Here is a 26,185-nt window from a genome sequence, read left to right as displayed (position 1 = left end):
ATCGGCGCCTCTCAGCTCCAACCGCCGCCATAGGTTCGGTAGAAAACATGCAGGCCGATGCGGCCGACCTTCTTCATGCTGCGCGCCCACTTCGGACGCACATAGACGGCATGATAGTGGGTGGAGGAGCCAACCTCGGTCAGCCATATCTTGCCGGCGGTGACGGCCATGGCCACTTCGCGCGCCATTTTCCAGTGATATTCGGAGCGGACTCGGTCCTTGATATTGTCGCAGGCGAAGGAAAACTGGCAGCGGTTGCGCCAATCCTCGTTCTGATAGACGACGTCGCAGATCGTCTTCGGATAGGCGGGATTGCGTACCCGATTGAGGATCACCTGGGCAACGGCAGCCTGGCCGCGGACGGATTCGCCGCGCGCCTCGAAATAGATGCCGGAAGCAAGGCATTGCTGCTCGCGAGCGGAAAAGACCTCAGGCGGCAGCGGGGTCGCCGCCCAGGCATGATCTTCCGGCCCGATCGGCGGAATGAACCGACCGCCGTTCGGTTTATCCTTCAGAATGGCGTCGAAGGGCGACTGCCGCGCGAAATCCGGCGCCGAGGGCGCATAGGCGGTCGCGAGGATATCGGCATCCCTGTTGGTAACGAGGCCAGCGATCATCGGCGAGACCACCGGATCGCGCTTGTCTTCCTTCCTACGGAAATAAAAGGAGGCGAGTTCGATTTCCTTCGCCTCCTTTGCGGAATGAGCAAAGGCCGTCCGCTCCTCCCTCGGCAAGGGCGGGCGCATCAGGCTGCTGCTGCGCTGGAGTATGGAACCGGCCGAAAAAGCCCTTGGCGGCAGCATCGGCTCGACCGCCATGACGCGGCCCTTCTTGGCCGCGCGGTTGACGCGCGCCTCATCGGGACGCGGATCGCCGCCTTCCTTACCTCCCGCGAGCGCCACCTTGCGCCCGTCCGGCAATGTGATGCCCGCATCACCGGAGGACCTGCCGCCCGGAAAGGCGAGCGACGCCGTGTGGATCGAGCCGGCGGGAGAATCGGTCATCACCATCCGCCATTGCTCGCCCTTCCGGTCGAAACCGGTCAGCAGGTCGGCGAGATCGCCCTGGGCGGGCACGGAAGGAAAGATGAGCCAGCAGGCAAGGCCGAAGACGGCGGGGGAAGCCCATCCGTCCATATGGGACGGGAACCTGCGACGCAAAACGCTCATCGAACGCAACACCGGCCAACTCCACAAGGCAATGATGATCCTCGAAAGAATCATCCATTAACCTTGATGAGCGGTTAATGCGGCGGCACAATCGCCCTGAAATGGGGCTTAGAGCAAAGGATGCCCAAATGGGATCAGCACTGTTTGCCCAAACCGGTTCGATCCGCGAGGAGAGCGGCGCGCGTCGTAGCCGAAGCATACGGCCAAGCCGCTTGACAATGCGGGCGGCCGGTTTCGGCAAACCCTGCGGGCGGCATGATTTTTCGCCATTATCTTCGGCTTTCGGTCTCGCCGTACGTCTGTGTACGACCTCGCCGAAAGCCTCGATCCTGACTAAAAATCCTTGCCGCAGTGCGATTCCATTTGAGCATCCTTTGCTCTCGCGCAGCTCACATAAATGTCAGCGGTCAGATGATGACATGCGAGCCGAGCTCCACCACGCGATTGGCGGGAAGCCGGAAATAATCGGAGGGATCGGTGGCCGTGTTGGCGAGCGCGATGAACAGTCGATCCTGCCACATGGGCATGCCCGATTCGGCATCCGGCACCAGCTTGCGCCGACCGAGATAGAACGACGTCGACATGATGTCGAACTTGAACCCGCTCTTGCGAAGCTGCGCGAGAGCCTGGGAGACGTTGTGGGTCTGCATGAAGCCGAAGCGCAATTCGATGAGGGTGAACCGCTCCGAGAGCTTCTCGACCCTGAAGCGATCCCTGGAAGACACCCGCGGCTTGTTGATCGTCCTGATCGTCAGGACGACGTTCTTTTCATGCAGAACATGATTGTGCTTGATGTTGTGCAGCAGCGCAGCCGGCGCGGTCTCCGGATCGCTGGTCAGGAAGATAGCGATGCCCGGCACGGTGACGGGAGCATGTTCTCCCTTCTTCTCGATCATCGGAATGAAGGTTTCGAGCGGCACGTCGATGCGGCGGGTCTTGTCGAAGAGGATGGCGCTGCCGCGCTTCCAGGTCCACATGACGATGGTGAAGACGATCGCCATCATGACCGGCACATAGCCGCCGTCGTGCACTTTCAGAAGATTGGCGCCGAGGAAGACCAGTTCCAGCGCCAGCAGCGGCGCGAGGGTCAGGATCGCGAAGCTCTGCGGCCATCTCCACCGCAGGCGAACGAACTCGAAGGCCATCAGCGTCGTCACCACCATCGCGCCGGTCACCGAAATGCCATAGGCAGTGGCAAGCGCCTCCGAGCTTCCGAAGCCGAGAACGAGCGCGATGACGCCGACGAGCAGCAGCGTGTTCACCGAGGGAAGGAAAATCTGCCCCGTATTGGTTTCGGAGGTGAAGAGGATCTGCATGCGCGGCAGGTAGCCGAGGTGAATGCCCTGCCGCACCAGCGAGAAAGCCCCGGTAATGACCGCCTGGCTGGCGATGATCGTCGCGGCGGTGGCGAGGATGACCACCGGCAGCAGCGCCCATTTCGGGAACATCAGATAGAAGGGATCGGACATGGCCTCCGGATGCTTCAGCACCAGGGCTCCCTGCCCTAGGTAGTTCAGCGTCAATGCCGGAAACACCAGGAGGAACCAGGCCCACTGGATCGGCCGGCGGCCGAAATGTCCGAGATCGGCGTATAGCGCCTCCGCCCCCGTGACGGTCAGGAAAACGGCACCGAGCACGACGATGCCGATAAAGCCTTCCCTCAGCATGAATTCCACCGCATGCAGCGGATTGAAGGCGGCAAGGATGCTGAGATCATCGAAGATATGGGCGATGCCGCCCGCACCCATGACGATGAACCACAGCGCCGTGATCGGTCCGAAGAAGCGCGCGACCAGGCCCGTGCCCTTCGACTGGATCATGAAAAGCCCGATCAGGATGCCGATCGAAATGGGCAGAATGGCGTTTTCCATGGTGGGCGCCACCAGCTTCAGCCCTTCCACGGCGGAAAGCACCGAAAGTGCCGGCGTGATCATCGCATCGCCGAGGAAGAGGGCTGCGCCGATGAGGCCGAGCAGCATCAGAAACGCCCTATGTCCGTTCCCAGCCTTGGTGAGGAGCGCGAGCAAGGAAAGAGTGCCGCCTTCGCCGTCGTTATCCGCCCTGAGCAGGAAGAGCACATATTTGATCGTGACGATGATGGTCAGCGTCCAGATGATCAGCGAGATCAAGCCGATGATCTCCGCCTGGGTCACGCCGTCATGGGAAATCGGCTTCAGCGCCTCGCGAAATGCATAGAGGGGACTGGTGCCGATATCGCCGTAAACGACGCCGACGGAGCCGAGCGCAAGCGCGAACAGGCCCTGGCTACGCGGTTCTTCGGCAGTATCGGAATAAGTGGAGTGGCCCATAAGGCTCTTCTGACTTTAAAGCCAGCCTTTCCAACGGAAGAAGAAGAAAGGGACAACGGCGGACATCACCATCGCGAAGAGCGCGAGCGGATATCCGAAGTACCACTGAAGCTCCGGCATGAAATTGAAGTTCATGCCATAGATCGAAGCGACGAGTGTCGGCGGCAGGAAGACGACGGCAGCCACCGAGAATATCTTGATAATGGCGTTCTGCTCGACATTGATGAGGCCGAGCGAGGCATCGAGCAGGAATGAGATATTGCCGGCGATGAAGGCTGCGTGCTCGGAAAGTGTCTCCACGTCGTGAGCGACGGTCCTRCACAGGCTGCCGTCGTGCTTGCTCTCCTCGATCCTCGGCACGTTGAGAAGAAAGGTGAGTAGGCGGGAAAGCGACCCCAAGCTATCGCGCACCTTGCTGATCAGCCGGTGATGTTCCGAAATATCGGCAAGCTTGCCTTCGAGAAAACGCGGCGGACGCCGCTTGCCACGATCCCGAAAAATATCGTCGGAGAGCCTGTCTATGCGGATGACCGCATGCTCAAGTACCTCCGCAGTCCGGTCGGCGATGGTTTCCAGCAGTCTGGCGAGCAAGGTGGTTCCGTCGCGCAGGTCCGCCGGGACCCGCCCGAGCGCGCCGATGAAAAGCTGGAATGCCTTCGGCTCGGCATAGCGGATGGTGATGAGACGGCCGCCGGAGAGGATGAAGGCGACATCGGTGAGTTCCGGAATGTTGGTGTCCGCCTTCCAGACCAGCGAGGCGGTCATGAAAACCGAACCGTCCTCGATGTAAAGCCGGCTTGAGGGCTCGATATCCTTCAGCTCGTCGCGCGTCGGAATTTGAATGCCAATCAGACCCTCGACATAGGCGTCCTCTTCCTTCGTCGGGTGTACGAGGTCGATCCAGACTATGTCGTCGGGAAGAGCGCGGAGCGAATCCGCCGGCGCAAGCGTCGTAAGGGAGCCATTGGCGCGATAGGCATTGATCAAATCGTATCTCCGGCCGAAGATCGTCGGCCTCGAACGAAAACCGGTGTTGCGGTTCCTTCATGGAAACGTCGACTACGGCGGGAGGCGGCTATAAAGACAGCCGCCGCCAAAATCAAGAGCCGCCTAAGGCAGGTCGTTTGCGGCGCAACATGACTCGGCAGGATGAAAGGTTCAAGCCACTCTTTCGGCGCGGATATTTCCGCTGCCTATCAATGACTTGGATTGAATGCAGAACGAAGCCGCCCCAAACGAAAGTCGAAGGCGCGTTTTTTTCAGGACCGCCACGAACTTCTATGCGTCTTTATAGGAATGCGCTCTTTTCTTTATGCGCTCATTCGAAAACGATCGCGGGCGCCGGTCTTGCCGCCTGGCCTTTCAGCTCGCTCCAGACCTTGGCGGCGATTTCGCGATAGATCCCTGCCGAGACACTTTCGGGATCGGAAGCGACAACAGGGGTTCCCGCATCGGAACGCTCGCGAATATCGATCGTCAGCGGGACCTCGCCGAGGAACGGCACGCCGATCCGCTCAGCCTCGCTGCGGGCTCCGCCATGGCCAAAGATATCGTAGCGCTTGCCGGTATCGGGAGCGATGAAATAGCTCATGTTCTCGATGATGCCGAGCAGGGGCACCTCCACCTTGCGGAACATGTTGATGCCCTTGCGGGCATCGACGAGCGCCAGATCCTGCGGCGTCGAGACGATCACGGCTCCCGCCAGCGGCACCTGCTGGGCCATGGTGAGCTGGGCATCGCCGGTGCCGGGCGGCATATCGACCACCAGCACATCGAGCTCGCCCCAGGCGACCTCGCGGAGCATCTGCATCAGGGCTGACTGCACCATCGGCCCGCGCCAGATCATCGCGGTCTCCTCGTCCACGAGGAAACCCATGGACATGGCCTTCAAGCCGTAATTTTCCATGGGCTTGATGAGGCGGTTACCGATCTGTTCCGGTCGGCCCGAAATCTTCAACAGCCGCGGCATGGACGGCCCGTAGATATCCGCATCCAGTATGCCGACCCTGAGCCCGTTGGCTTTCAGCCCCAATGCGAGGTTGACGGCGGTCGTGGACTTGCCGACGCCTCCCTTGCCGGAGGCGACGGCGATGATGGTGCCGACGCCCGGCACGCCGGCCTTCTCCCGCGCCTGCCCCTGAGGAGGATGGGGATGCGCATGTGTCTGCGAAGAAGCAGCCGGCTGCGGACGAGCCGGAGCGGCGGCAGGTGCCGCGCCCGCCTTGCGGTCGGCCGTGAGCGTCACCAGAGCCCCCTTGATCCCAGGCATCGCCGTCACGCTGCGCTCGGCGGCCATGCGCAGGGGCTCGAGCTCCCTGGCTCGGTCCGCTGGAACGGTAATGGAGAAATAGGCCTTGCCATCGGAAATGAAGACGTCCGAGACCATGCCGAGCGAGACTATATCGCCCTCGAGGTCCGGGCCGCGCACCTTGCGGAGCGTTTCCAGAACCTGTTCCTTCGTCACATCGGGCATGTCTTCCAAACTCCTCAAGTGCCTTTTCGGCCTATATAGGAGGTCGCCAGGACATGCAGCAAGACGATCGGAGATATAAAGAGCCGCCGTCCGGCCGGCAGCCGGATGGCGCCTAACCGGACGGCGGTTTTCTTCGTCGCGCCTCTTGGGACGCTTGTCAGTCCCCTCTGGACCTGCCCCCTAGAGAAGCACGAAACATGCCAGATGGGAAGATTGCCCGTTATTTCCGTCATTTCAGCCAATCGAGGTAAAAGATCGCGCGCTTTGGCGAGCCGAGTTGCCCCAAATTGAAATGATTATTTTCTGCCCATGTTCAAAAAACGGGCAAAGGCTATTTGATGAGGCCGATCCGCAGGGCTTTCGCAACCGCTTGCGTGCGGTTGACGGTATCGAGCTTTCTCGCCGCTCGATTGAGGTAATGATTCACCGTATGCTCGGAAAGGCCGAGGATCTCCGCGATCTCGACGCTCGTCTTGCCTGCCGCCGTCCAATTGAGGYAGTCGATCTCCCGGTCCGTCAGCAGTTCAACCGCGCGGTTATCGACATTGCGGATCTCCGACAGCCGGTTGAACACATGAATGGAGATGTAGCTCAGCTCCATCATCTGCTGAGGGGAGAAGACAGGGCCGTCACCTGCGAGCGTTATCGCTCCGCGCCCGCCCGCGACATCGTGAACGGGGAAGCAGGCGCCCCATCTCAGCCCGAAGCGTTCGAAGAGGTTTTTCGAAACCGTACTTCCCCTCTCCTCGGCGATGCTGTCCGTATCCCAGATGAAAGGAGCGGTCGTGCGACGCAGACGCCGGATGACGGGGCTGGTCTGGAGCAGGCCCTGACGGTCGAAAAGCGAAAGCAGCTCGCTCGGCCAATTCGTGATGATCGTATTGCCAGACAATTCCAGCGAGGAAAAAGGGGGCAGGTTGACGACCATGAAGGTGCGGGCCGCGTAGGAATCGGTAATCCGCTTCATGTAGCGGAAAACGTCGAACTGCGTCTTTAGACGGGCGATCCCATCGAGATCATCGTCTATTCTGGCAGCCTCACCTACTTTTTCAGTCTTGGACATCGCCCGCTTTTCTTTGCTCTCGATCCACCGGAGGAATGGCCTTCCGGGCATTCGTTCATCTGTCGAAGCCGGCCYTTCCCATCACGACAGCTCCATCGCGAACCACATTCGACCCCAATCTTGCATCAGCTTGGTCGATCTCTCCCGCGGTACGCGTCCTACCTGCTTATTACTACTTCCGATTCGGAGGAATGCCTAATGCGATCGCCTGCATCAAATCATAATGATAGATAATCGCTTCTTTCATATCTTGCTTGCGCGGGACTAACCAGCCTTTCCCGGCAAGCCGCGTGCTTGTCTTCCGTCTTGCTCCCGCGCTAGAAGAAGCGCCAGCGAGGAATTGGGAGGAGGAGAAGCAATTTGACCGAATCTATCGTGCGGCATCCGGATCTGGCCGGCCGCGGCGTCCTGATTACCGGCGGCGGCTCCGGCATCGGCGCGGCGCTGACGGAAGTCTTCGTGGACCAGGGCGCGAGAGTGGCGATCATCGATATCGCAGACGATGAAAGCCGCGCGCTCGCCTCCCGCCTCTCTGCCCGTTCGCAGCATCCGGTCACCTATTTCAAGGCCGACCTGCGCAAGGTGGAGGAAACCCGCGCCGCGGTGGACGAAGCGGCGCGAACGATGGGCTCGCTTTCGGTTCTCGTCAACAATGCCGGCTGGGACGACCGCCACGATATCGACCGCGTCACCGAGGAATACTGGGACAACAATCAGGCGATCAACCTGAAGCAGATGTTCTTCACCGCGCAGGCCGCACTTCCGCACATGCGCGCCGCCGGCGGCGGTGCGATCGTCAATTTCTCCTCGATCTCCTATCTTCTGAACATGGGCGAAATGCCCTCTTACACGACCGCCAAGGCCGGCATCGTCGGGCTTACCAAGAGCCTTGCAGGCAGGCTCGGGCCGGAGAACATCCGCGTCAACGCCATCCTGCCGGGAATGGTCGTGACGGAGCGGCAGAAACGGCTGTGGCATTCGGAGGAGGATATCGCCGCCATGATTGCCAGACAGTGCCTGAAGCGCAGCCTTCTGCCGCAGGATATCGCGGCCCCCTGCCTCTTTCTCGCCTCGAATGCCTCGGCCGCGATCACCGCGCAGACGTTGGTCGTCGATGGCGGCGTTCTTTAACCTATCTCGCCAGGACAGCGGAGCCCGCATCACATGACCCCAATCCATACGTTCGAAGGAAAAGTCCTTTCCTCCACGCTGTGCAACCTCGGCGAGGGACCGAGTTTTGATCCGGATACGGACACGCTGTGGTGGTTCGACATTCTCGGCAAGACGCTGCACGAGCTCGACATCACCTCGGGAGAGGAGCAGGCACACGCCCTGCCTTTCATGGGAAGCGTGCTTGCCCGGATCGATGCCGACAGGCAGCTGATCGCCTCGGACGAAGGATTGTTCATCCGCAACCGGGCAAGCGGCGCGCTTTCTCCCTATGTCCAGCTCGAGCCGGACAAGCCCGGCAATCGTTCGAACGACGGCAGGACGCATCCTTCAGGCAGTCTCTGGATCGGCACCATGAGCAAGCGGTCCGAAACAGGCGCGGGGGCTATCTATCATGTTGCCGGCGGCGTGGTGACGAAGCTTTTCGGAAATATCAGCATAACGAATTCCATCTGCTTCTCGCCGGATGGCTCGATCGGCTATTTTGTCGATACCCGCGCCAACCGTCTTATGTCCGTGCCGCTGAACCCCTCCACCGGCCTGCCGGTTGGTGAGGCGACGGTTCTTACGGATACCAGCGATGAACCGGGCGGGATGGACGGCTCCGTCTGTGACCTGGACGGCCATATCTGGAATGCCCGCTGGGGCGAAGGCGCAGTCGACGAATATGACACTTCCGGGCGCCGGCTCGCGCGATATCTGCTGCCGGCAAAGCACACCAGCTGCCCCGTCTTCGTTCTCGAAGGAGCCGGGCGACTGGCGGTTACATCTGCCTGGGAGGGACTGGACGAGGCAGGGCGCGCCGCCAATCCGCTCGCCGGAGCGCTTTTTGAGCTGGATATCCCCATCCGCGGGGCCGCCGATCCGACCTACCGGCTTTAAGGTCCGCGCAGTCGAGCGCGATTGACCTAAAAGAAAAAAGACGTTCCAAACCACTGAAAACAAGAAATGTTCCGCAAATTTCGCCTAAAAAATCGGCAATATTTGCGGAACTAATCCGTTGAGGGATCATTTTCCTGTCGAACCGGCGCGGCTTGGAGTCTCCTGTCCGGGAGGAACCGCGCGTTCACCGAAACCAACCGAAACCATCGAGAGGAAGGTAGGTTCGACATGAAGAAGACCCTTAGCACAATGGCAGCCGCAGCCATCCTCACGGCCTCGACCGCCATGGCACCGGCTTTCGCCCAGAACCCCGCTCCGTCTACGCCGGCACCGGCTCAGCCTTCGGCGCCTGCCGATCCTGCTCCTGCACCGGCACCGGCAACCCCCGCGGCGCCGTCGCCTGACACCGCGGCAGCTTCCGGCGGTTATCTGACGGAACAGTCCGATACCCAGATCAGCGCCAATGACTATATCGGCAAGGCGGTTTATAACCCGAACAACGAAAGCATCGGTGATGTTAACGACCTGATCATCGAAGAAAATGGCGGCGTGGTCGCTGCCGTGGTCGGCGTCGGCGGCTTCCTTGGAATAGGCGAAAAAGACGTCGCCGTTCCGATGGAAAAGATCACCATGTCGCGCGACGCCGAGAACAATCAGGTACGTCTGACGACCAGCGAAACCGCGGAAGCTCTAAAGGCAGCACCGGAATTCATGACGCTGGAAGACCAGCGTTCGGCCCAGGACGCAACGACTACGTCCTCGACCACCGGCGGCACGACCACCCCGGCACCGAAGAACTGATGCCGGGAAACGATTAGGCCTTCCGAATAATCCGGTTACCAACAAGGGCGACGCCACGGCGCCGCCCTTTCTCTTACAGAAGCGAACAGAAACGCAGGGCATCGTAGATGGCAGCGTGAATGTTGCGGCTGGCGACCGCATCCCCGATACGGATCAGATCGAAGCCTGCTTCGGGCTGCCTGACGCGAAGCGGGGGCTTGCGCGCGATCAGGGCCTGGTAATCCACGGCACCCAGATTTCTCGAAAGCGGCTTCAATGCGAGATAGAGGTCGGCATTGGCCATCGTGCCATGCTCGACTACCACCTGCGCCACCCGCCGCTCCTGCACGGCATCCTTCGAAAAGTCCGATCCGAGCACGGCCACCAGCGCATTTCCCTCGCGCCGGACGGATTTGAGACGGGTATTGATCGTCACCCGCACGTCTTTTTCAGCAAAGAGCTTCGCATAGGGCACATGGTTCATACCGCCCATTTCCGGCGCGAAGAAGCGCTCGGGGGACACGACTTCGAGTTCCGCCGTGGTCTCGGCGATCACCTCCGCCGCGCTCATGCCGGGATGCCCGCCATTGTCGTCGAAGAGCAGAACAGGGCCTGCGGGCTTCACCGTTCCGGCCAGGATATCCCAGCTCGAGGTCACCAGTTCCTCGCCCGCCTCGAGTTCCGGCGCCTGCGCGATGCCGCCGGTCGCCACCACCACAAGGTCCGGCCCGAGCGAAAGCACGTCGTCTGCTTCGGCATAGACGCCGTAGCGCAGCTCCACGCCGAGCCGCTCCAGCTCGGCAAGCCGCCAGTCGACGATGCCTATCATCTCCTTGCGGCGCGGATTGCGAACGAGCAGGTTGATCTGCCCGCCGGCTTCTCCTGTTGCCTCCAGCATGGTCACGCGGTGGCCGCGTTCGGCCAGCACGCGGGCTGCTTCCAGCCCCGCCGGACCGGCACCCACGACCACCGCGTTCCGACAGAGATCGGCCTTGCCGATCTCATGCGGCAGCTCCGTCTCGCGGCCGGTCGCGGCGTTGTGGATGCAAAGGGCTTCCCCGCCCTCGTAGATACGGTCCAGGCAGTAGGTCGCTCCGACGCAGGGGCGGATGCGGGCTTCCTCGCCCGCCGCCACCTTCCGGGCGATATGCGGATCGGCCATATGGGCGCGCGTCATGCCCACCATGTCGAGCTTGCCGGTCGCGATCGCATGACGGGCAGTCGCGACATCGGCAATGCGCGCGGCATGGAAGACAGGGAACTTCGTCGCCTCCCGTACTTCACCCGCGAAATCCAGATGCGGCGCCGAGCGCATGCCCTGGATGGGAATGACCTCAGCGAGCGCCGCATCATGATCGATATGGCCGCGAATGACGTTAAGGAAATCGATCCCGCCGGAGCTGACCAAACGCCGGGCGATCTCCACACCTTCCTCGCGCGAGAATCCCTTTTCCCAATCCTCGTCCGCCGCCATGCGGATACCGACGATGAAATCCGGACCCACCGCCTTGCGAACTGCGTCAATCACCATCGTAGAAAAGCGCATCCGGTTTTCGAGCGATCCGCCGAACTCGTCATCGCGGCGGTTGGTAGCGGGAGACCAGAAACCGTCCATCAGATGACCGTAGGCCTCGAATTCGATGCCATCCAGTCCCGCCGCCTGCATGCGGACCGCCGCGTCGGCATAGTCGGAGACGATCCGCTCGATATCCCAGTCCTCGATCTCCTTGGGAAAGGCGCGGTGAGCGGGTTCGCGGATAGGCGATGGTGCCAGCACGGGCAACCAGTCGCCCTTGTTCCAGCCGGTGCGCCGGCCGAGATGGGTGAGCTGGATCATCACCGCCGCGMCATGTTCATGACAGTCGTCGGCGAGCCGCTTCAGCCAGAGGACGATCTCGTCGCGATAGGCATGCAGGTTGCCGAAAGCGGGCGGGCTGTCGGCGGAGACCACGGCCGAACCCGCCGTCATGGTGAGCGCGATACCGCCCTTGGCTTTCTCCACATGGTAAAGGCGGTACCGGTCGGTGGGCATGCCGCCTTGGGAATAGGCGGGCTCATGCGCAGTCGACATCAGCCGGTTCCTGAGCATCAGGTGTTTCAGCCGAAAGGGCTGCAGCAGAGGGTCATTGGAAAGGGACATCGCTTCGAACGCCGAAAGGTGGACATTCGATCATCATCGCCAACTCGCCGCAAGATGGCGACGGTCACAAGCGCCGCTTAGTATCCAGCAAGCGGCGCATCCCTCGATAAAGACGCTGATAGCCCTCAGACGCGCTCGCCGAAGACCACGTCGCGATAGTGGTCGTGGAGATAGCGCAGGGTTGCGGCGCCTTCTGCCGGCTTGCCGTAATAATAGCCCTGCCCCATGCCGCAGCCGAGCGCCTTGAGCTTTTCCGCATCCCCCTTCTGCTCGATACCCTCGGCCACCACTTCCAGATCGAGCCCTTCGCACATGGCGACGATCGCCTTGACGATATGCTCGGAAGCGCGATCCGTGGTGATGCGCGAGACGAAGGCGCGGTCGATCTTGACCTTGTCGAAGGTGAAATCCCTGAGCCGCCCGAGGCTCGACTGGCCCGTTCCGAAATCGTCGAGCGCGATGCGGACGCCCGCCTGGCGCAGATCGGTAATGATCCGATGCGCGGTATCGGCAGATGTCATCACGGCCGTCTCGGTGATCTCCAGCTCCAGCCGCGCAGGATCGAGGCCGACCCGGCCGAGCGTGGCGAGGACCGCTTCGGTGGTGCCCGTATCCATGAGCTGGGCGGATGAAAGATTGAAGGACAGGAAGAGTTCGCGCGGCCAGGAGAGGGCTGCCTCGGCGGCCTTGCGCAGCAAGGTTTCGGAAAGCGCGTCGATGAAGCCGCGTTCCTCGGCGAGCGGCACGAAAACGCCGGGCGAGACGAAGCCGAGATCGGGATCGATCCAGCGGGCCAGTGCCTCGAAGCCTACCACTCCGCCATCGCGAAGGCGCACGATCGGCTGGAAATGCGCCTCGACCGCATCGGCGATGACCGCCGTGCGAAGCGCCTGTTCGAGCTGCGTCGCCCGCTTCATTTCCTGCGCGATCTCGCGGGAATAGACGGTGATCTGGCCCCGGCCGCGGCGCTTGGAGCGATAGAGTGCGGTTTCGGCGCTTTTCAGCAGCTCCTCGAAATCCTCGCCCGCAAAGGGATAGATGGCGAAGCCGAAGGAGGCGGAGAGCCGGACATTGCGATCGCCTAGATCATAGGGCGCAGACAGGACATCCTTCATCATCTGGCCGATGCGCTCGGCACCCGTGCGTTCGAAGACGAGCGGCAGGACGAAGGCGAATTCGTCGCCGTCGTGGCGGGTCACGGTGGCGCCGTCCGGCATGCAGGCCTTCAGGCGATGGGCAACCTGGCAGAGAATCTCGTCGCCGGCTTCGGCCCCGAAGAGGTCGTTGATCGGCTTGAATCCATCGAGATTGGCGATGCAGATGGTGAAGGGGGCGGGATCATCGGCCCGTTCGGCGGCGAGCAGGCGCACCTTGTCGCGCAGGCGGTATCGGTTGCCGAGGCCCGTCAGCGGATCACTGTAGGCCATCGCCTGCAGCTCGTTCTGACTGACCTGCGGCAATGGATTGCTCGCCGACTTCATACCCAATTCCGCCATTCTCCCTAATTCGGGCAAGGATGCGGGAGAAAGATTAAAAAATTCATAGCCCTGACGGATTCGCGCATTCGTAACCAGGCCGCAAATCCGCGACAGTCGACACACCTAAAGTTGGGTTTGAAGCTTTCGTATCTCGCCGTTCAGATGCGTTTGGAAAACTGCCTCCAGCGCCTCCGGGCTGATCGGCTTCAGGATCACGCCGTCCATGCCGGCTGCAAGGCAGGCCTCTCGATCCCGATCGAAAGCCTGGGGAAGAACGCCGATGATCGGCGTTGCGGAAAGGCCGGCCTCGAGCACGCGGATTTCCCGCGCCGCCTCGAACCCGTTGCGCTTCGGCAGGGTAATGTCCATGAGCACGACACGGGGCCTCTGCTCTTGCCAGAGGCGGACCGCGTCCTCGCCATCGGCGGCAAGGACGTAGCGATAGCCCAAGCCTTCGAGGATCTGCGAAAAGACGATCTGATTGACCTCATTGTCCTCGGCGACGAGGACGTCGATCCCCTCATGGATCATCGGCACGGCGCAGACCTGCCAATCGACATCGTTCGCAGCACTTCCATCCCGCAGCTTTCTCAGCACAGAGGCAGCCAGATCGTCGGCCGAGGAGCGGCTGTCGAGCACCAACAGCGGTATGCCATACTGATCCGCAAGCCCAAGGCAACGGACATCCATTTCGGCATCGGCAATGACGAGGTCTATGCCGATCGCCGCTTCATGCGCCATGCGAAGAAACAGGTCGAGCTCTTCGGGACTCGTCACGGAGGAGGTGTCGAGACCAAGGCCGGTAAGCGTCTCAAGTGCGGCGGCTTCCGTGGCACTGACGGAGGTGACGACAAGAGCGCGGCGGCCCTCCGCCCCTTCGAGCACGATGTCCGCGGCGTTTCCATCCCGCCGTTCACCGCCGCCGATGCCGGAGGAGATCGGCTCCACTCCATCCAGCCACGAGGTGACGCCTTGCGTCTGCGGATCGAGATTGTCGAGGGCGGTTACATCCTCCAGCACGCTGACGACATGGTAGCGGCCGGGTTTTCCTATGCGGTACTTGCGGACGACGATGACCGATTCCGTCCCGTCCCCATGGATCACGCCTTCAAGCATGGTGGATGGATTGCCCGTTTCGAGAACCTGCCGGTTCACGCCGTCCAGGCGCTCGGCAAACGCATCAGGATGGATTTCCTGGATCGTTCTGCCGAGAATGGCATCCGCCGGGCGATCGAAGGAGCGGCAGATCGCCTTGTTGACGGCGACGTAGTGGAAAGTGTGATCCTGCACGCAGAGCGGAAAGGGCAGATTGTCGAGGATTTCCTCAGTGATCTGCACGCGCTCGAGATCGGCCCGCCACTGTTCCTCGCGCTTCTTGTGTTCGGAAACGTCCCTGACGACGCAGACACCATAGCCGGAAGGCAACCGGCGTCTGCTATAGCTTACCCAGCGATCAGTGCCCCGCTGCTCCACAGCCTCGGCGCGTTCCTTCCAGAGGGTGGCGATCTGCTTGGCGATCCAGTCTTCCCGGCTCATCATTCGGCGGGAGCCATGACCATCGCCAGAAAGGCGCCCTCCGCCATCGTAAACGGCGCCGAGAAAATCGCGCAGCCGTGTGCCGGGAGCAAGGAATTTCCTGGGAACTGGTAGAAGTCCGAGAAGCTGCTGGCTGGCGAAGACGATCAGGTCGTTCCTGTCGTAGACAAGCACGGCGCCCGAGATCGCCTCGGAGATCGCCTCCAGCATCGCAGTCTGAATGTTCGCGTCGCCGGACGCCAAATCATCCATCGGACGGACTCCCCGTATGCTATTTCGAACCCCATTCAGGACACGGTTGTTCATCTGCCGATCGATACCTCTCGGCATTTCATTCGCTACCTTCGGGGTCGTGTGGGACATGCTGGGGACCGGCCTGGTGGCAACCGGCTGACCGATCCGTTCGTGGCAACGTCCAGCCGGCCGCCACATCGGTCATGAAAGGAGAGCGGAGAGCTCTCCCAAATTTCTTCGATAATTCAATACCTGAACTAATTAGAGGCTTTGTCTTAAGGCGGGATTAATGGGGAGCCATGAGAGGAATGAAGGAGCGGCCCTTCCCATCCTCCGCCGAATCCGGGAAAATGCGGCATGTCCGTAAAACAGCTGCCAGAAACCCTCATCAACCAGATCGCCGCCGGAGAGGTCATCGAAAGACCGGCCAGCGCGGCCAAGGAGCTGGTCGAAAACGCCATCGATGCCGGTGCGACGCGGATCGAGATCGCCACCGCGGCAGGCGGCAAGAGCCTCATGCGCATTACCGACAACGGTTCCGGCATGGATGCCGCCGATCTCGATCTCGCCATCAGACGACATTGCACCTCGAAGATTTCGGAAACTCTCGACGATATCCGCACCCTCGGCTTCCGCGGCGAGGCGCTGCCCTCGATCGGCTCGGTCGCCAAGCTTTCGATCACCAGCCGCCGGGCGGGAGATGCCGAAGGCGCACAGGTTTCGGTCGTCGGCGGCAAGACGACCGGCGTGAGGCCCGCGCCGGCTAATCCCGGTACGGTGGTGGAGGTGCGCGACATCTTCTTCGCCACCCCGGCACGGCTGAAATTCCTGAAAACGGAAAAGGCCGAGGCGGGCGCCATCACCGAAGTGGTGAAGCGCATGGCGATCGCCTTCCCGAAAGTGCGCTTCGTGCTTTCCGGCTCCGATCGCTCCACGCTGGAATTTCCATCGACCGGAGACGACCATCTCGCCCGGATGGCGCAGGTTCTGGGCGCCGAGTTCAAGGACAATGCGGTCGAGATCGACGCCATGCGGGAAGACGTGGCGCTGACAGGCTTCGCCGGCGTGCCGACCTTCAACCGGGGCAATTCGGCGCATCAATATGCCTTCGTCAACGGCCGTCCGGTGCAGGACAAGCTGATCCTTTCCGCCATCCGCGGGGCCTACGCGGAAAGCATTCCCGCCGGGCGCTATCCGATTGCGGTGCTGTCTCTCACCCTCGATCCGGCGCTGGTGGACGTCAACGTGCATCCTGCGAAGGCCGACGTACGCTTCCGCGATCCGGGGCTCGTGCGCGGACTGATCGTCGGCGCGATCCGCGAGGCCATGGCGCGGCAAGGCGACCGGGCCGCCACGACCGGCACGGCCGGCATGATGCGCGCCTTCCGCCCCGGCTTCTCACCACAGCCCACCGCGCCGCGAACGCCCTGGACGCCTGCTGCATCRCCATACAGGCCTGACAGCTATCAGCCGCAGGAATGGCGGCAGCCGGAATTCCATCCGGCCACGCGGTTCGAGGAACAGGCGCAGGCGAATTTCGACGTCCTGACAATGCCCACCGCGCGCGCCGATCTTCCCCCCGAGCAGAGCGTCGTGCAGGCAGCAGCCGAGACGCCGGACACGGCACGCTACCGGCTGGGCGCTCCCAGGGCGCAGCTCCACGAAAACTATATCGTCGCCCAGACCGAGGACGGGCTGGTGATCGTCGATCAGCATGCCGCCCATGAACGTCTGGTCTTCGAGGCGATGCGCAAGGCGCTCGATGCTAAGCGGCTGGCGAGCCAGGTGCTGCTGATCCCGGAAATCATCGACCTGCCGGAAGAGGATTGCGACCGGCTGATGGCGCATGCCGCCGAACTCGACCGCTTCGGGCTTTCGATCGAGCGCTTTGGCCCCGGCGCGGTCGCCGTGCGCGAGACGCCTGCCATGCTCGGCGAAGTGGATGCGACTTCCCTCGTGCGCGATCTTGCCGACGAAATCGCGGAGTGGAACACGGCGGGCGGGCTGAAAGCCAAGCTCGAACATGTCGCGGCTACCATGGCCTGCCACGGCTCGGTGCGTTCGGGCCGGCGCCTCAAGCCGGAGGAGATGAACGCGCTGCTGCGCGAAATGGAGGCGACGCCCGGCTCCGGCACCTGCAATCACGGCCGGCCCACCTATATCGAACTCAAGCTCGCAGATATCGAGCGCCTGTTCGGCCGGAGCTGAAAACCTCTTTCAATCGGAAGTATCTCGGGTTAGACGATCCCCATGTTTTTCCGCAGGAGACGACAGATGAACCGTTTCGAGGGAAGCGGACACCGCGAAGCAAGAATCCGGTATCTCGACGGCGACTACCAGATTCTGACGGCAGGCTCCTATGTCGTATGCGCCATGACGGGCAACCATATTCCGCTGGACGAGCTGCGCTACTGGAGCGTCGCTCGGCAGGAACCCTATGTCGATGCCGCTGCCTCCTTCGAGGCCGACAAGCGCGCCGGCGTCTTGCCGAACCAGAGCCGCAACTAGAGCCGCTTCAAAAGCGCTAAGCGACCGATCTTTCCCTCAAGCGACGTTCGCGGCAATTGGCGATCGCCGTATCGATGATCTTGCCGGGCGCCTGCGGATCATCGAAGGTCATGTCGACCTCGACTACATGCGCTCTTTTTGCCAGCTCTTCCGCGGGCCCATGATGGCCGGCGAGCCGCACGGCATCCTTTGATGTGGTGACGAGCAGAAGGTCTTCCTTTTCCGCATCGGTTAGGAGGTCCCTGATCTCATCCTCGCTGAAATAGTGATGGTCCGGAAAGGAGCGGCGCATGGCGATCTCGCCGCCCAGCGATTCCACCGTGCGATAGAATTTCTCCGGATCGGCAATGCCGGCGAATGCCAGAACTCGCCGCCCCTGCAAGGCATTGTCGCCTCGGGGCTTCAGCGAAGCTACATAGATGGGCTTGCCGGCGCGGGAAGCCTGCCGCACCAGGGCATCGGCCGCTTCCCCCGAGCCGACCTTCAGGAGAGCGGAAAGCTGGAGCATCTGCTCGGCGATCGGCGCCCTCACCGGCCCGCCTGGAACGAGGTGCCCATTGCCGATGCCGCGCACCGTATCGATGACCACCAGCGCGAAATCGAGCACCAGTCTGGCGCTTTGGAAACCGTCGTCCATGATGATGAGATCGACGCCTTCAGCCACGAGCTTGTGCGCCCCTTCCACCCGACGGCGGGAAACGACGGTCAACGCTTCGCGGGCAAGCAACAGGGCTTCGTCTCCCACATCCTCGGCGCGGTGATGCTGCGCATCCACAATGGTCGTCACGTCCAGCGAACCACCATAGCCGCGCGTCAGAAATCCGGGCTTCAAGCCTTTTTTCATCGCCGCGCGGGCGAGCGCAATCGCGGTCGGGGTCTTGCCGGCGCCGCCGACCGTGAAATTGCCGACGCAGATGACGGGCACCATCACGCCGGCGCGGCTTGCCTTCGCCATGCGGCGGCCGGCGACGAGGCCATAGAGATAGGAGAAGGGAGAGAGCCCCCAGGCCCGCCAATCGGCCTTCTTCCACCAGAATGGCGGCGCTTCCGAAACCATACACAATTCTCCGACGACACCGGAATGGGACGGTGCCAAGACGGGCTTTTTGCCCGAAAGGCAAGGCCGCCGCAACCGGTCAGGCGAAGGACCGGTCCGGCAGCAGCGTTTCGAGAACGGTTATGTCTTCCAGGCAGAGGTCGGACGCTGCCTCGAGCGTCTCGCGCGATCCAGTGCCGGTCAGCACCGCCACCCTCACCCCCGCGCCGGCCTTTTCGCCCATGTGCATGTCGTGATTGTTGTCGCCGACCATGGCCACTTGGGATGGATCGAGACCGGTCGCGGCGCAGAAGCCGAGCAGCATGCCGGGCTCCGGCTTCACGCCGTAGCCGCTGTCATAGCCCGCGACGAAATCCACATGCTCGGCGAAGCCGAAGCGGCGGGCCGTCTCCAGGATCGAACGCTCGTTATCGCTCGAAGCAACGCCGAGCTTGAGACCGCGCGCCTTCAGCCGGGCGAAGAAACCCGCAAGATCGGTCACCGGCACGGAGAATTTCGCGGCCCTCACGAAGAGCGCGTCGAGTTCGCGCGTCAGGTCCCCGACATCGAGGGGAGAGCCCGCGGCCACGAAGCCGGCGGCAATTTCGGCGGCATTGCCGGCGGCAAGCAGGCTGTCGGCCCTGGTATGGCCCGAAACCGGGTCCATGCCGGCGAGGAAGAGAAGCCGTGGCTCGATTTCCGCGTTTCCGGCCGCGGCGATGTGGGCCGCTTCGCGGTTCACCGGTCCCCAGCTTTCGTCGTAGCGCAGAAGCGTGCCGTCCTTGTCGAAGAGGATGCCCGCGATTCCCGACAGGTCTACCTGCTTCATTGGGCGGCTGCGCTTTTCGGCTGCAGGCGCGCCGTTACCGTCAGCGGGTTGATATACGGCTCGAGCGCCTTGACGGTGGCGGAAAGGGCGCCGCGCATCTCCTCCATCGCCTCCTGTCCGGCATCGACCATCTTGCGACGGGCGAGATCGTTGGAGAGAAGATAGTGCACGGCCTTGGCCAGCATCTCGACATCGCGCACCATGCGGGCGCCGCCCTTGCGGACCAGATGCTGATAGGCATCGCGGAAATTCTGCACATGGCTGCCCGAAAGCACGGCGCAGCCGAGCATGGCGGGCTCCAGCGGGTTCTGCCCGCCCTCACCCGTCAACGACTTCCCGACGAAGGCCACCTCGGTCAGGCGCAGGTAAAGGCCCATTTCGCCGATCGTATCGCCGAGGAAGACATCCGTTTCTTCCGTAATCTTGTCGTTGCGGGACCGGCGGGCAACCCAGAGCCCCTGTGCCTGAAGCATGGCCTCGATCTCGTCGCACCGCTCGGGATGCCGGGGCACGATGATGGTGAGCTGGCCGTTCTTCGACTTCAGCGCCCGGTGGATCGTGGCGGCGGCCTTTTCTTCCCCTTCGAAGGTGGAGATCGCGGCCCAGGTCCTGCGGGCGCCGATTTCCTCCCGGTAGCGCTCCAGAAGCGCTTCGTCGCAGGGCGGCGGATCGGTATCGCTCTTCAGGTTGCCGGAAACGATAGCCGGCCAGGCACCGAGATCGCGGTAGCGCTCGGCATCGAGATCGGATTGGGCAACCACCAGCGCCATCTTCTCGAACAGCGTCTCGGCGATCGTACCGTTATTGCGCCAACGCTCGAAGGAGCGGTCCGACATGCGGGCATTGACGCGAATCTGGGGAATATGGCGCCGCGCCAGCTCGTCCATCGTCACCGGCCAGATTTCCGATTCAGCCGTGATGCAGATATCCGGCTGCCAGTAGCGGAGGAAGCGCGTGATCGGAAACTTCAGGTCGAGCGGCACATACTGATGGATGACCTCGCCGGAAAGCCGGGAATTTACGAGCCCGGTCGAGGTGACGGTTCCGGTGGTGAGGAGGACATGGATCTCGCGCCGGCGCAGTTCGCGGATCAGCGGAATAACCGCCATCGTCTCGCCGACGCTTGCCGCATGCATCCAGATGAGGGGCCCGCGCGGCCGCGGCAGGCTGGCATAGCCAAGACGCTCCAGCTTGCGGGAGCGGTCTTCCTTGCCCTTGAGGGCTCGATAGGTGAGATAGGGCCCGGCAAACGGATAGGCAGCGATACCGGCAATCCGGTATCCGGCCAGAGCGACACGCGCCACCCCCCTGCTCACCGCGCCCGCCTCCAGTATTCGGCCGCCGCCGCCCAATGTGATAAACCCTCTGGTTAAGTCCTAAACGAGTTTCTTTTCTTTTACAAATGCGTCAAAAAAGGGTCTCCGGCGCCGGCTGGAGGTTTATCCACCGCTTCGACAAACTTGTGCGGAACAGATCTTTCGTCAGGCCGATTTCGTTTCCGGATCGAGCAGGCGATGCATGTGAACGATGAAGTAACGCATATGGGCGTTATCGACGGTCTGCTGCGCCTTGGCGCGCCATGCCACCAGGGCGCTGGCGTAATCCGGGTAGATCCCGACGATGTCGAGCCCGGACAGATCCTTGAACTGAACGCCTTCGAGGCTCTCCAGCTCGCCACCGAAAACCAGATGCAGAAGTTGCTTTTTCTCGCTCGTTTCCGTCATTTTCCGTTACCGTCCATTAGCAGTCCCCCCGAGCCCTCCTCTGCGGCATTCCTCCGGAAAGGTCAACCAAAAGAAAGCGTGAGCGCAGCGCCGCAATGGCGACTTCCGACGTCCGACGCCGTTCACGGCACGAGATGCCGCATCAGGCGGTCGAGCGCATGTTCGGCGCCGGCGCAAAGCATGCCGTGGGTGACAGCCTCGCGATTATAGACGAGAGGCCGGTCGTCGAGATCGACCAGGCGGCCACCCGCCCTTTCCAGGATCAGGTCGGCTGCGACGAGGTCCCAGTCATGGGAATTACGGCGCACGATCGTGCCGTCGATCCGGCCTTCCGCCACCATGGCCAGGCGGTAAGCAAGCGAGGGCACGTGGCGGATACGGTGAATCTGCCGGCGAAAGTCCTGTTCCAGCTTCTTCACCATTTCTTCGGCGGCGGCGATGGAGAGCGGTTCCCCGCTCCTCGGCTCGGAAACGGCGATAGGCTCGCCGTTCTTCAGCGCCGGCCCATTCCTGACAGCCGAAAATTCCTCCTCCAGCGCCGGGGCGACCAGGACGCCCGCCACCGGCCGGCCCCTGTGGACGACCGCCACGGAAACGCACCAGGTCTTCTCGCCGTTGATGAAGGCGCGGGTGCCGTCGATCGGGTCGATCACGAAAAGCGTCTCGCAGGAAAGCCGGGCGGCATCATCGTCGGTCTCCTCCGAAAGCCAGCCGTAGTTCGGCCGGGCCTTCAGAAGCAGGCTCTGGAGACGGTCATTGGCGGCGAAATCGGCGGCGCTGACCGGCGAGCGGCCTTCGTTCTTCCACCAGACTTCCGGCGACTGGCCGAAAAAGCCAAGCGCGATCTCGCCCGCCTGCCGGGCCGCGTCGCAGATCAGCTCGAGATCGTCCTGCCAGTTCTCTTTCTGAACGTCCATCAGCGGCCAGCCAGCGTCATGCCCTCGATCGCGAGCGTCGGGGRGGCGACGCCGAATTTCCGGTCGATATCATCGGCCGGCGTGATGCGCATGAACATGTCCTTGAGGTTGGAGGCGATGGTGACGCCGGATACCGGATAGGCGAGTTCGCCATTCTCGATCCAGAAGCCAGTGGCGCCGCGGCTGTATTCGCCGGTGATCATGTTGACGCCCTGGCCGATCAGCTCGGTCACGTAGAAGCCCGTGCCGACCGAGCGGATCAGATCTTCCGGGCCGATATCGCCGGGCTCCAGCGCCAGATTGGTGGAGGCGGGCGTGACGCTCGTTCCGCCACGCACCCCTCGCCCGTTGGTGGGGAGCCCCAGTTCGCGGCCGGTCGAGGTGGAAAGGAACCAATGCTTGAGGACGCCGTCCTCGATCATCACCATGCGCTTGCCGGAAACGCCTTCGCCATCGAAAGGCCGGGAGGACGCACCGCGCACGACCAGGGGATCATCGGTAACGTTGAGTCCCGCCTTCAATATCTGCTGGCCCATCCTGTCGCGCAGGAAGCTCGTCTTGCGGGCGACGGCGGCTCCGTTGATGGCGCCTGCGATATGGCCGACCAGCCCCCGGGCGACGCGCGGATCGAAGACGACGGTGACATTGCTGCCGGTATCCACCTGGCGCGGGTCGAGTCGCTTGACGGCACGTTCGCCGGCGCGGCGGCCGATCTCCTTCGGATCGTCCAGTTCCGCCGCATAGAGGCGGCTATCGAAATCGTAGTCCCGCTCCATCTTCGTGCCCTCGCCGGCGATGACGCTGACGGAACGGCTGAAGCGGGTGGCCATATAGCTGCCGGAAAAGCCGTGCGAGGTGACGAGCACCATGCCGCCCATGCCGGCGGAGGCACCGGCTCCGGAGGAATTCGTCACTCCCGGCACGTCACGCGCCGCCTGCTCCGCCTCAAGCGCGGCTTCCCTCAGGGCATCGGTCGGCACCTCGGTGCCGTCGAATAGGTCGAGATCGGGATAGGTGCCTGCCAGGTCCTTCTCGTCTGCCAGGCAGGCGAAGGGGTCTTCCGGCGAAACCTTCGCCATCGCCACCGCCCGCACGGCCAGCGTCTTCATGTCAAAACCGGGATTGGCGGAAACGCTCGCGACCTTCCTGCCGACAAAGACGCGGAGCGCGAAATCGTCGCTCTCGGAGGCTTCCGTGCCCTCCACCTTGCCGAGCCGCACTGAGACCGAGCGCGAGCGCGAGCGCACCACGACCGCATCCGCCTGATCGGCGCCGGCGGCTCTGGCAAGATCTATGAGTTCACCGGCGCGGGAAAGCAGGGAGGCGGAATCGATTTCGGAGGTCATGATTGTGCCTTTCATTCACGCTCCATTTATTGTGCACTACAAGAAGCATCAAGGGCGGCGTTCCGATTCTCGGAACTGCACGCCATCCCACGATCTCGAAAGTAACCCGCATGACTGCGCCCGGCTCCCTGTTCTCGCAAATGCTTCTCCTGCTTGCGGGAGCGGTTGTGGCCGCACCGCTTTTCCGAAAGCTGGGGCTCGGTACGGTGCTCGGCTATCTCGCCGCCGGCGTCATCATCGGGCCGATGATGCAGCAGATCACCGAAGCCGAGGAGGTGCTGCATTTCGCCGAATTCGGCGTCGTCTTCCTGCTCTTCATCATCGGGCTGGAACTGAAGCCCTCGCGGCTCTGGCAGATGCGCGGCGACGTGTTCGGGCTAGGGCCCGCGCAGGTGGTGATCACCGGATTTGCGCTCAGCGCTCTCGGCTATTTCTCGGGCCTTGCGGATTGGCGCGACAGCGTCATCATCGGCTTCGGCCTGGCGCTTTCCTCAACCGCGTTTGCGCTGCAGATCCTCAATGATGATGGGGAAATGAACAGCCGCTATGGGCAGCGCGCCTTCTCCGTGCTGCTTTTCCAGGACCTCGCCATCGTTCCGCTGCTGGCGCTGATCACCATCCTGACCCCCGGTTCGGAAGGCGCGGCCGCCTCGCCGCTCAAGGATTTCACGATCGCGGTCGCGGCGGTGGGCGCCATGGTCTTCGCCGGCCGTTACATACTGACGCCGATGTTCCAGATCATCGCCCGCACCGGCGCGCGCGAGGTGATGATCGCCGCCGCTCTGCTCGTGGTGCTCGGATCGGCCGCGGCAATGCAGGCAGTGGGACTTTCCATGGCGATGGGCGCCTTCCTTTCCGGCGTGATGCTGGCCGAATCGTCCTACCGGCACGAACTGGAGGCGGATATCGAGCCGTTCCGCGGCCTTTTGCTGGCGCTCTTCTTCATGGCCGTCGGCCTGTCGCTGGAACTCGAGGTCATTCTCGAAAACCTCTTCTTCATCCTGCCTGCCGTCCCGGCATTCATGATCGTCAAGGCGGTCATCGTCTATGCGCTCAGTCGGCTATGGGGATCACCGCACAACGATGCCATTCGCATCGCCTTCCTGCTGCCGCAAGGCGGCGAGTTCGGCTTCGTGCTGTTCACCACGGCGACTGCTGCCGGCCTCTTCTCCTCCGCGACCGCTTCCCTGCTGATCGCCAGCGTCACGCTTTCCATGGCGCTGACGCCGCTCGGGGCGGCGCTTTCCCGGCGTTTTCTCTCGGGCGAGAATCGCGAGGAACTGGAAGAGGATTTCGATGGCGCAGGCGCCGACGTGCTGATGATCGGCTTCTCGCGTTTCGGCCAGATCGCCGCGCAGATCCTGCTTGCCGGCGGCAGCGAAGTAACCGTGATCGACGATTCGGCCGACCGCATCCGCCAGGCGGCGAGCTTCGGCTTCCGCATCTATTTCGGTGACGGGACCCGCCGCGACGTGCTCATCGCCTCCGGCATCGAACGGGCGAAGATCGTGGCGGTGTGCACCCAGAAGCGGGAGACCACCGATCGCATCGTCGATCTCATCCGTTCGGAATTCCCCGATGTCCGGCTCTTCGTCCGCTCCTACGACCGCATCCACTCGCTTTCGCTGCGCGACCGCAACGTCGAATACGAGCTGCGCGAGACGTTGGAATCGGGCCTCCTTTTCGGCCGCCGCACACTGGAAGGCCTCGGCATGAGCGAGAACGAAGCCTATGAAATCGGCGAGGACATTCGCCGGCGCGACGAGGAGCGGCTGCAGATCCAGGCGGTCCAGGGCCTGGGCGCCGGGCAGGAAATGCTGCTGAACAGGCCCGTTCGCCCCGAACCGCTCATCAAGCCGAAGCGCGCCGTCGCCCTCGACGAACCGGAAGCCGAGCCGGAGCCGGCGGCAGGTATCTAACCGACGCCTTCCTGCGCCGGGCCGCTGCGCTCGACCATCGCGACGATCGTTCCGGAAAGCTCCTCCTTCGCTTGACCAGCGGTTATTTCGCCGGTCGCCGCGGCATTGGAGAGGGCGTCGGCCGCGCCGAGCATCGCCCACAGCCCGGCGGAGGAAACGATCCCGTTCCTGGCGAACGGTGCAAGCTGGGCTCGGCACTTTTCCATGAAAACCAGCTGGTATTCGCGCTTGGTTCTTTCGAGTTCCGGAGAACTCGCCAAAGCCGCGACAATGCCCGGTATCTCGCGCCCCTGTTCGAGCACGCATTCCACATAGGAGGAGGCGATCACCTCCGCGCGGCCGGCGAGCGTCGGCTTGCTCGCTCGAAGCGCCTCGTCGATGATTTCCGTCTGGCGGCGGTCGAACTCCTTGTAGAGCTCCACCAGGAGCCCCGGCCGCGTATCGAAGTGACCGTAGACGACAGGTTTTGCGACGCCTGCCTGTTCCGCAAGCCGCCCCAAGGTCAACGCCTCCGTCCCCTCCTCCCGGATGATCCGCCAGGCGGTTTCGATCAATTGGCCGCGCCTCGTCTCGCGCGACAGGCGCTGCCGCGGATGGGCGGCGGGTTTCAATTCAGTGCTTGACATAGAATATATACCAAAAGTAACTTACTAAAAGTATATAACGTAATCC

The 26,185-nt window shown here is 62.5% G+C and carries 21 protein-coding genes; 6 read left to right on the top strand and 15 right to left on the bottom strand.

Annotated features, from left to right (window positions below):
- Positions 1 to 11: 11 nt before the first annotated feature.
- The 5 genes from LCM4573_RS25190 to LCM4573_RS25170 form a co-directional block, all read right to left on the bottom strand.
- Positions 12 to 1,169 carry a cell wall hydrolase gene (locus tag LCM4573_RS25190; RefSeq protein ID WP_198539788.1) on the bottom strand — a complete coding sequence of 386 codons (1,158 nt, stop codon included), beginning with the start codon at positions 1,167 to 1,169 and terminating at the stop codon, positions 12 to 14.
- A 407-nt stretch (positions 1,170 to 1,576) separates the two neighbouring features.
- On the bottom strand, positions 1,577 to 3,478 hold the full coding sequence (locus tag LCM4573_RS25185; RefSeq protein WP_071009345.1) for a potassium transporter Kup: 1,902 nt from the start codon (positions 3,476 to 3,478) through the stop codon (positions 1,577 to 1,579).
- A 15-nt stretch (positions 3,479 to 3,493) separates the two neighbouring features.
- On the bottom strand, positions 3,494 to 4,465 hold the full coding sequence (locus LCM4573_RS25180; protein WP_071009344.1) for a magnesium transporter CorA family protein: 972 nt from the start codon (positions 4,463 to 4,465) through the stop codon (positions 3,494 to 3,496).
- 331 nt (positions 4,466 to 4,796) lie between these two features.
- On the bottom strand, positions 4,797 to 5,951 hold the full coding sequence (gene apbC / locus LCM4573_RS25175; protein ID WP_071009343.1) for an iron-sulfur cluster carrier protein ApbC: 1,155 nt from the start codon (positions 5,949 to 5,951) through the stop codon (positions 4,797 to 4,799).
- Between the two features lie 331 nt (positions 5,952 to 6,282).
- Positions 6,283 to 7,014, bottom strand: a complete 732-nt coding sequence (locus tag LCM4573_RS25170) for a LuxR family transcriptional regulator (protein ID WP_071009342.1) — start codon at positions 7,012 to 7,014, stop codon at positions 6,283 to 6,285.
- 360 nt (positions 7,015 to 7,374) lie between these two features.
- Between LCM4573_RS25170 and LCM4573_RS25165 the strand changes: the two genes are divergently transcribed.
- The 3 genes from LCM4573_RS25165 (at position 7,375) to LCM4573_RS25155 (ending at position 9,867) form a co-directional block, all read left to right on the top strand.
- Positions 7,375 to 8,145, top strand: a complete 771-nt coding sequence (locus LCM4573_RS25165) for an SDR family NAD(P)-dependent oxidoreductase (protein WP_071009341.1) — start codon at positions 7,375 to 7,377, stop codon at positions 8,143 to 8,145.
- Between the two features lie 33 nt (positions 8,146 to 8,178).
- The gene (locus tag LCM4573_RS25160; RefSeq protein ID WP_071009340.1) at positions 8,179 to 9,066 is read left to right on the top strand and encodes an SMP-30/gluconolactonase/LRE family protein; all 888 of its coding nucleotides are present in this window, start codon (positions 8,179 to 8,181) and stop codon (positions 9,064 to 9,066) included.
- A gap of 228 nt (positions 9,067 to 9,294) precedes the next feature.
- Entirely contained in the window at positions 9,295 to 9,867 is a 573-nt protein-coding gene (locus LCM4573_RS25155) for a PRC-barrel domain-containing protein (protein WP_071009339.1), read from the top strand.
- Positions 9,868 to 9,940: 73 nt separating this feature from the next.
- On the opposite strand, the gene LCM4573_RS25150 is transcribed toward LCM4573_RS25155, so the two are convergent.
- The 3 genes from LCM4573_RS25150 to LCM4573_RS25140 form a co-directional block, all read right to left on the bottom strand.
- Positions 9,941 to 11,986: an NADH:flavin oxidoreductase gene (locus LCM4573_RS25150; RefSeq protein WP_071009338.1), complete on the bottom strand. Its 2,046-nt coding sequence runs from the start codon at positions 11,984 to 11,986 to the stop codon at positions 9,941 to 9,943.
- A 125-nt stretch (positions 11,987 to 12,111) separates the two neighbouring features.
- Positions 12,112 to 13,467, bottom strand: a complete 1,356-nt coding sequence (locus LCM4573_RS25145) for a bifunctional diguanylate cyclase/phosphodiesterase (protein WP_071009337.1) — start codon at positions 13,465 to 13,467, stop codon at positions 12,112 to 12,114.
- 120 nt (positions 13,468 to 13,587) lie between these two features.
- On the bottom strand, positions 13,588 to 15,252 hold the full coding sequence (locus LCM4573_RS25140) for a response regulator (RefSeq protein WP_071009336.1): 1,665 nt from the start codon (positions 15,250 to 15,252) through the stop codon (positions 13,588 to 13,590).
- A gap of 339 nt (positions 15,253 to 15,591) precedes the next feature.
- On the opposite strand from LCM4573_RS25140, the gene mutL reads away from it, so the two are divergent.
- Both mutL and LCM4573_RS25130 read left to right on the top strand, forming a co-directional pair.
- Positions 15,592 to 17,442 carry a DNA mismatch repair endonuclease MutL gene (mutL, locus tag LCM4573_RS25135; protein ID WP_071009335.1) on the top strand — a complete coding sequence of 617 codons (1,851 nt, stop codon included), beginning with the start codon at positions 15,592 to 15,594 and terminating at the stop codon, positions 17,440 to 17,442.
- A gap of 66 nt (positions 17,443 to 17,508) precedes the next feature.
- The gene (locus LCM4573_RS25130) at positions 17,509 to 17,742 is read left to right on the top strand and encodes a DUF2093 domain-containing protein (RefSeq protein WP_071009334.1); all 234 of its coding nucleotides are present in this window, start codon (positions 17,509 to 17,511) and stop codon (positions 17,740 to 17,742) included.
- 16 nt (positions 17,743 to 17,758) lie between these two features.
- Here the strand turns inward: LCM4573_RS25130 and lpxK are convergent, their stop codons facing one another.
- The 6 genes from lpxK to LCM4573_RS25100 all read right to left on the bottom strand — a co-directional run bounded on the left by lpxK (position 17,759) and on the right by LCM4573_RS25100 (position 23,594).
- Complete coding sequence (gene lpxK / locus LCM4573_RS25125) at positions 17,759 to 18,799, bottom strand: tetraacyldisaccharide 4'-kinase (RefSeq protein WP_071009333.1); 1,041 nt, start codon at positions 18,797 to 18,799, stop codon at positions 17,759 to 17,761.
- A gap of 79 nt (positions 18,800 to 18,878) precedes the next feature.
- Entirely contained in the window at positions 18,879 to 19,607 is a 729-nt protein-coding gene (locus tag LCM4573_RS25120; protein ID WP_071009332.1) for an HAD family hydrolase, read from the bottom strand.
- The gene (gene waaA / locus LCM4573_RS25115) at positions 19,604 to 20,923 is read right to left on the bottom strand and encodes a lipid IV(A) 3-deoxy-D-manno-octulosonic acid transferase (RefSeq protein WP_071009573.1); all 1,320 of its coding nucleotides are present in this window, start codon (positions 20,921 to 20,923) and stop codon (positions 19,604 to 19,606) included. The genes LCM4573_RS25120 and waaA overlap by 4 nt, the downstream gene beginning before the upstream one ends.
- A gap of 165 nt (positions 20,924 to 21,088) precedes the next feature.
- A complete protein-coding gene (locus tag LCM4573_RS25110) occupies positions 21,089 to 21,331 on the bottom strand; it encodes a DUF4170 domain-containing protein (protein WP_046797439.1) in 243 nt (80 codons plus the stop codon).
- A 122-nt stretch (positions 21,332 to 21,453) separates the two neighbouring features.
- The gene (locus LCM4573_RS25105; RefSeq protein WP_071009331.1) at positions 21,454 to 22,248 is read right to left on the bottom strand and encodes a 3'(2'),5'-bisphosphate nucleotidase CysQ; all 795 of its coding nucleotides are present in this window, start codon (positions 22,246 to 22,248) and stop codon (positions 21,454 to 21,456) included.
- Positions 22,248 to 23,594, bottom strand: coding sequence for a TldD/PmbA family protein (locus tag LCM4573_RS25100; protein ID WP_071009572.1), 1,347 nt, complete (start codon positions 23,592 to 23,594; stop codon positions 22,248 to 22,250). The genes LCM4573_RS25105 and LCM4573_RS25100 overlap by 1 nt, the downstream gene beginning before the upstream one ends.
- Before the next feature lie 110 nt (positions 23,595 to 23,704).
- Here LCM4573_RS25100 and LCM4573_RS25095 point away from each other — a divergent pair, with 110 nt between their 5' ends.
- Positions 23,705 to 25,513, top strand: coding sequence for a monovalent cation:proton antiporter-2 (CPA2) family protein (locus tag LCM4573_RS25095; RefSeq protein ID WP_071009330.1), 1,809 nt, complete (start codon positions 23,705 to 23,707; stop codon positions 25,511 to 25,513).
- On the opposite strand, the gene LCM4573_RS25090 is transcribed toward LCM4573_RS25095, so the two are convergent.
- Entirely contained in the window at positions 25,510 to 26,139 is a 630-nt protein-coding gene (locus LCM4573_RS25090) for a TetR/AcrR family transcriptional regulator (protein ID WP_071009329.1), read from the bottom strand. The genes LCM4573_RS25095 and LCM4573_RS25090 overlap by 4 nt on opposite strands.
- Positions 26,140 to 26,185 lie beyond the last annotated feature (46 nt).

This window comes from Rhizobium sp. LCM 4573, from assembly GCF_001854865.1.
Taxonomy (GTDB): domain Bacteria; phylum Pseudomonadota; class Alphaproteobacteria; order Rhizobiales; family Rhizobiaceae; genus Neorhizobium.
This window is presented reverse-complemented; position numbering and strand designations above follow the sequence as displayed.

Excerpts from the sequence above, each read along its gene's own strand:
- LCM4573_RS25190 (WP_198539788.1), bottom strand. The coding sequence starts at position 1,169 with ATGAGCGTTTTGCGTCGCAGGTTCCCGTCCCATATGGACGGATGGGCT.
- LCM4573_RS25185 (WP_071009345.1), bottom strand. The coding sequence starts at position 3,478 with ATGGGCCACTCCACTTATTCCGATACTGCCGAAGAACCGCGTAGCCAG.
- apbC (WP_071009343.1), bottom strand. The coding sequence starts at position 5,951 with ATGCCCGATGTGACGAAGGAACAGGTTCTGGAAACGCTCCGCAAGGTG.
- LCM4573_RS25160 (WP_071009340.1), top strand. The coding sequence starts at position 8,179 with ATGACCCCAATCCATACGTTCGAAGGAAAAGTCCTTTCCTCCACGCTG.
- LCM4573_RS25155 (WP_071009339.1), top strand. The coding sequence starts at position 9,295 with ATGAAGAAGACCCTTAGCACAATGGCAGCCGCAGCCATCCTCACGGCC.
- LCM4573_RS25145 (WP_071009337.1), bottom strand. The coding sequence starts at position 13,467 with ATGAAGTCGGCGAGCAATCCATTGCCGCAGGTCAGTCAGAACGAGCTG.
- LCM4573_RS25140 (WP_071009336.1), bottom strand. The coding sequence starts at position 15,252 with ATGGATGATTTGGCGTCCGGCGACGCGAACATTCAGACTGCGATGCTG.
- LCM4573_RS25130 (WP_071009334.1), top strand. The coding sequence starts at position 17,509 with ATGAACCGTTTCGAGGGAAGCGGACACCGCGAAGCAAGAATCCGGTAT.
- lpxK (WP_071009333.1), bottom strand. The coding sequence starts at position 18,799 with ATGGTTTCGGAAGCGCCGCCATTCTGGTGGAAGAAGGCCGATTGGCGG.
- LCM4573_RS25120 (WP_071009332.1), bottom strand. The coding sequence starts at position 19,607 with ATGAAGCAGGTAGACCTGTCGGGAATCGCGGGCATCCTCTTCGACAAG.
- LCM4573_RS25110 (WP_046797439.1), bottom strand. The coding sequence starts at position 21,331 with ATGACGGAAACGAGCGAGAAAAAGCAACTTCTGCATCTGGTTTTCGGT.
- LCM4573_RS25105 (WP_071009331.1), bottom strand. The coding sequence starts at position 22,248 with ATGGACGTTCAGAAAGAGAACTGGCAGGACGATCTCGAGCTGATCTGC.
- LCM4573_RS25095 (WP_071009330.1), top strand. The coding sequence starts at position 23,705 with ATGACTGCGCCCGGCTCCCTGTTCTCGCAAATGCTTCTCCTGCTTGCG.
- LCM4573_RS25090 (WP_071009329.1), bottom strand. The coding sequence starts at position 26,139 with ATGTCAAGCACTGAATTGAAACCCGCCGCCCATCCGCGGCAGCGCCTG.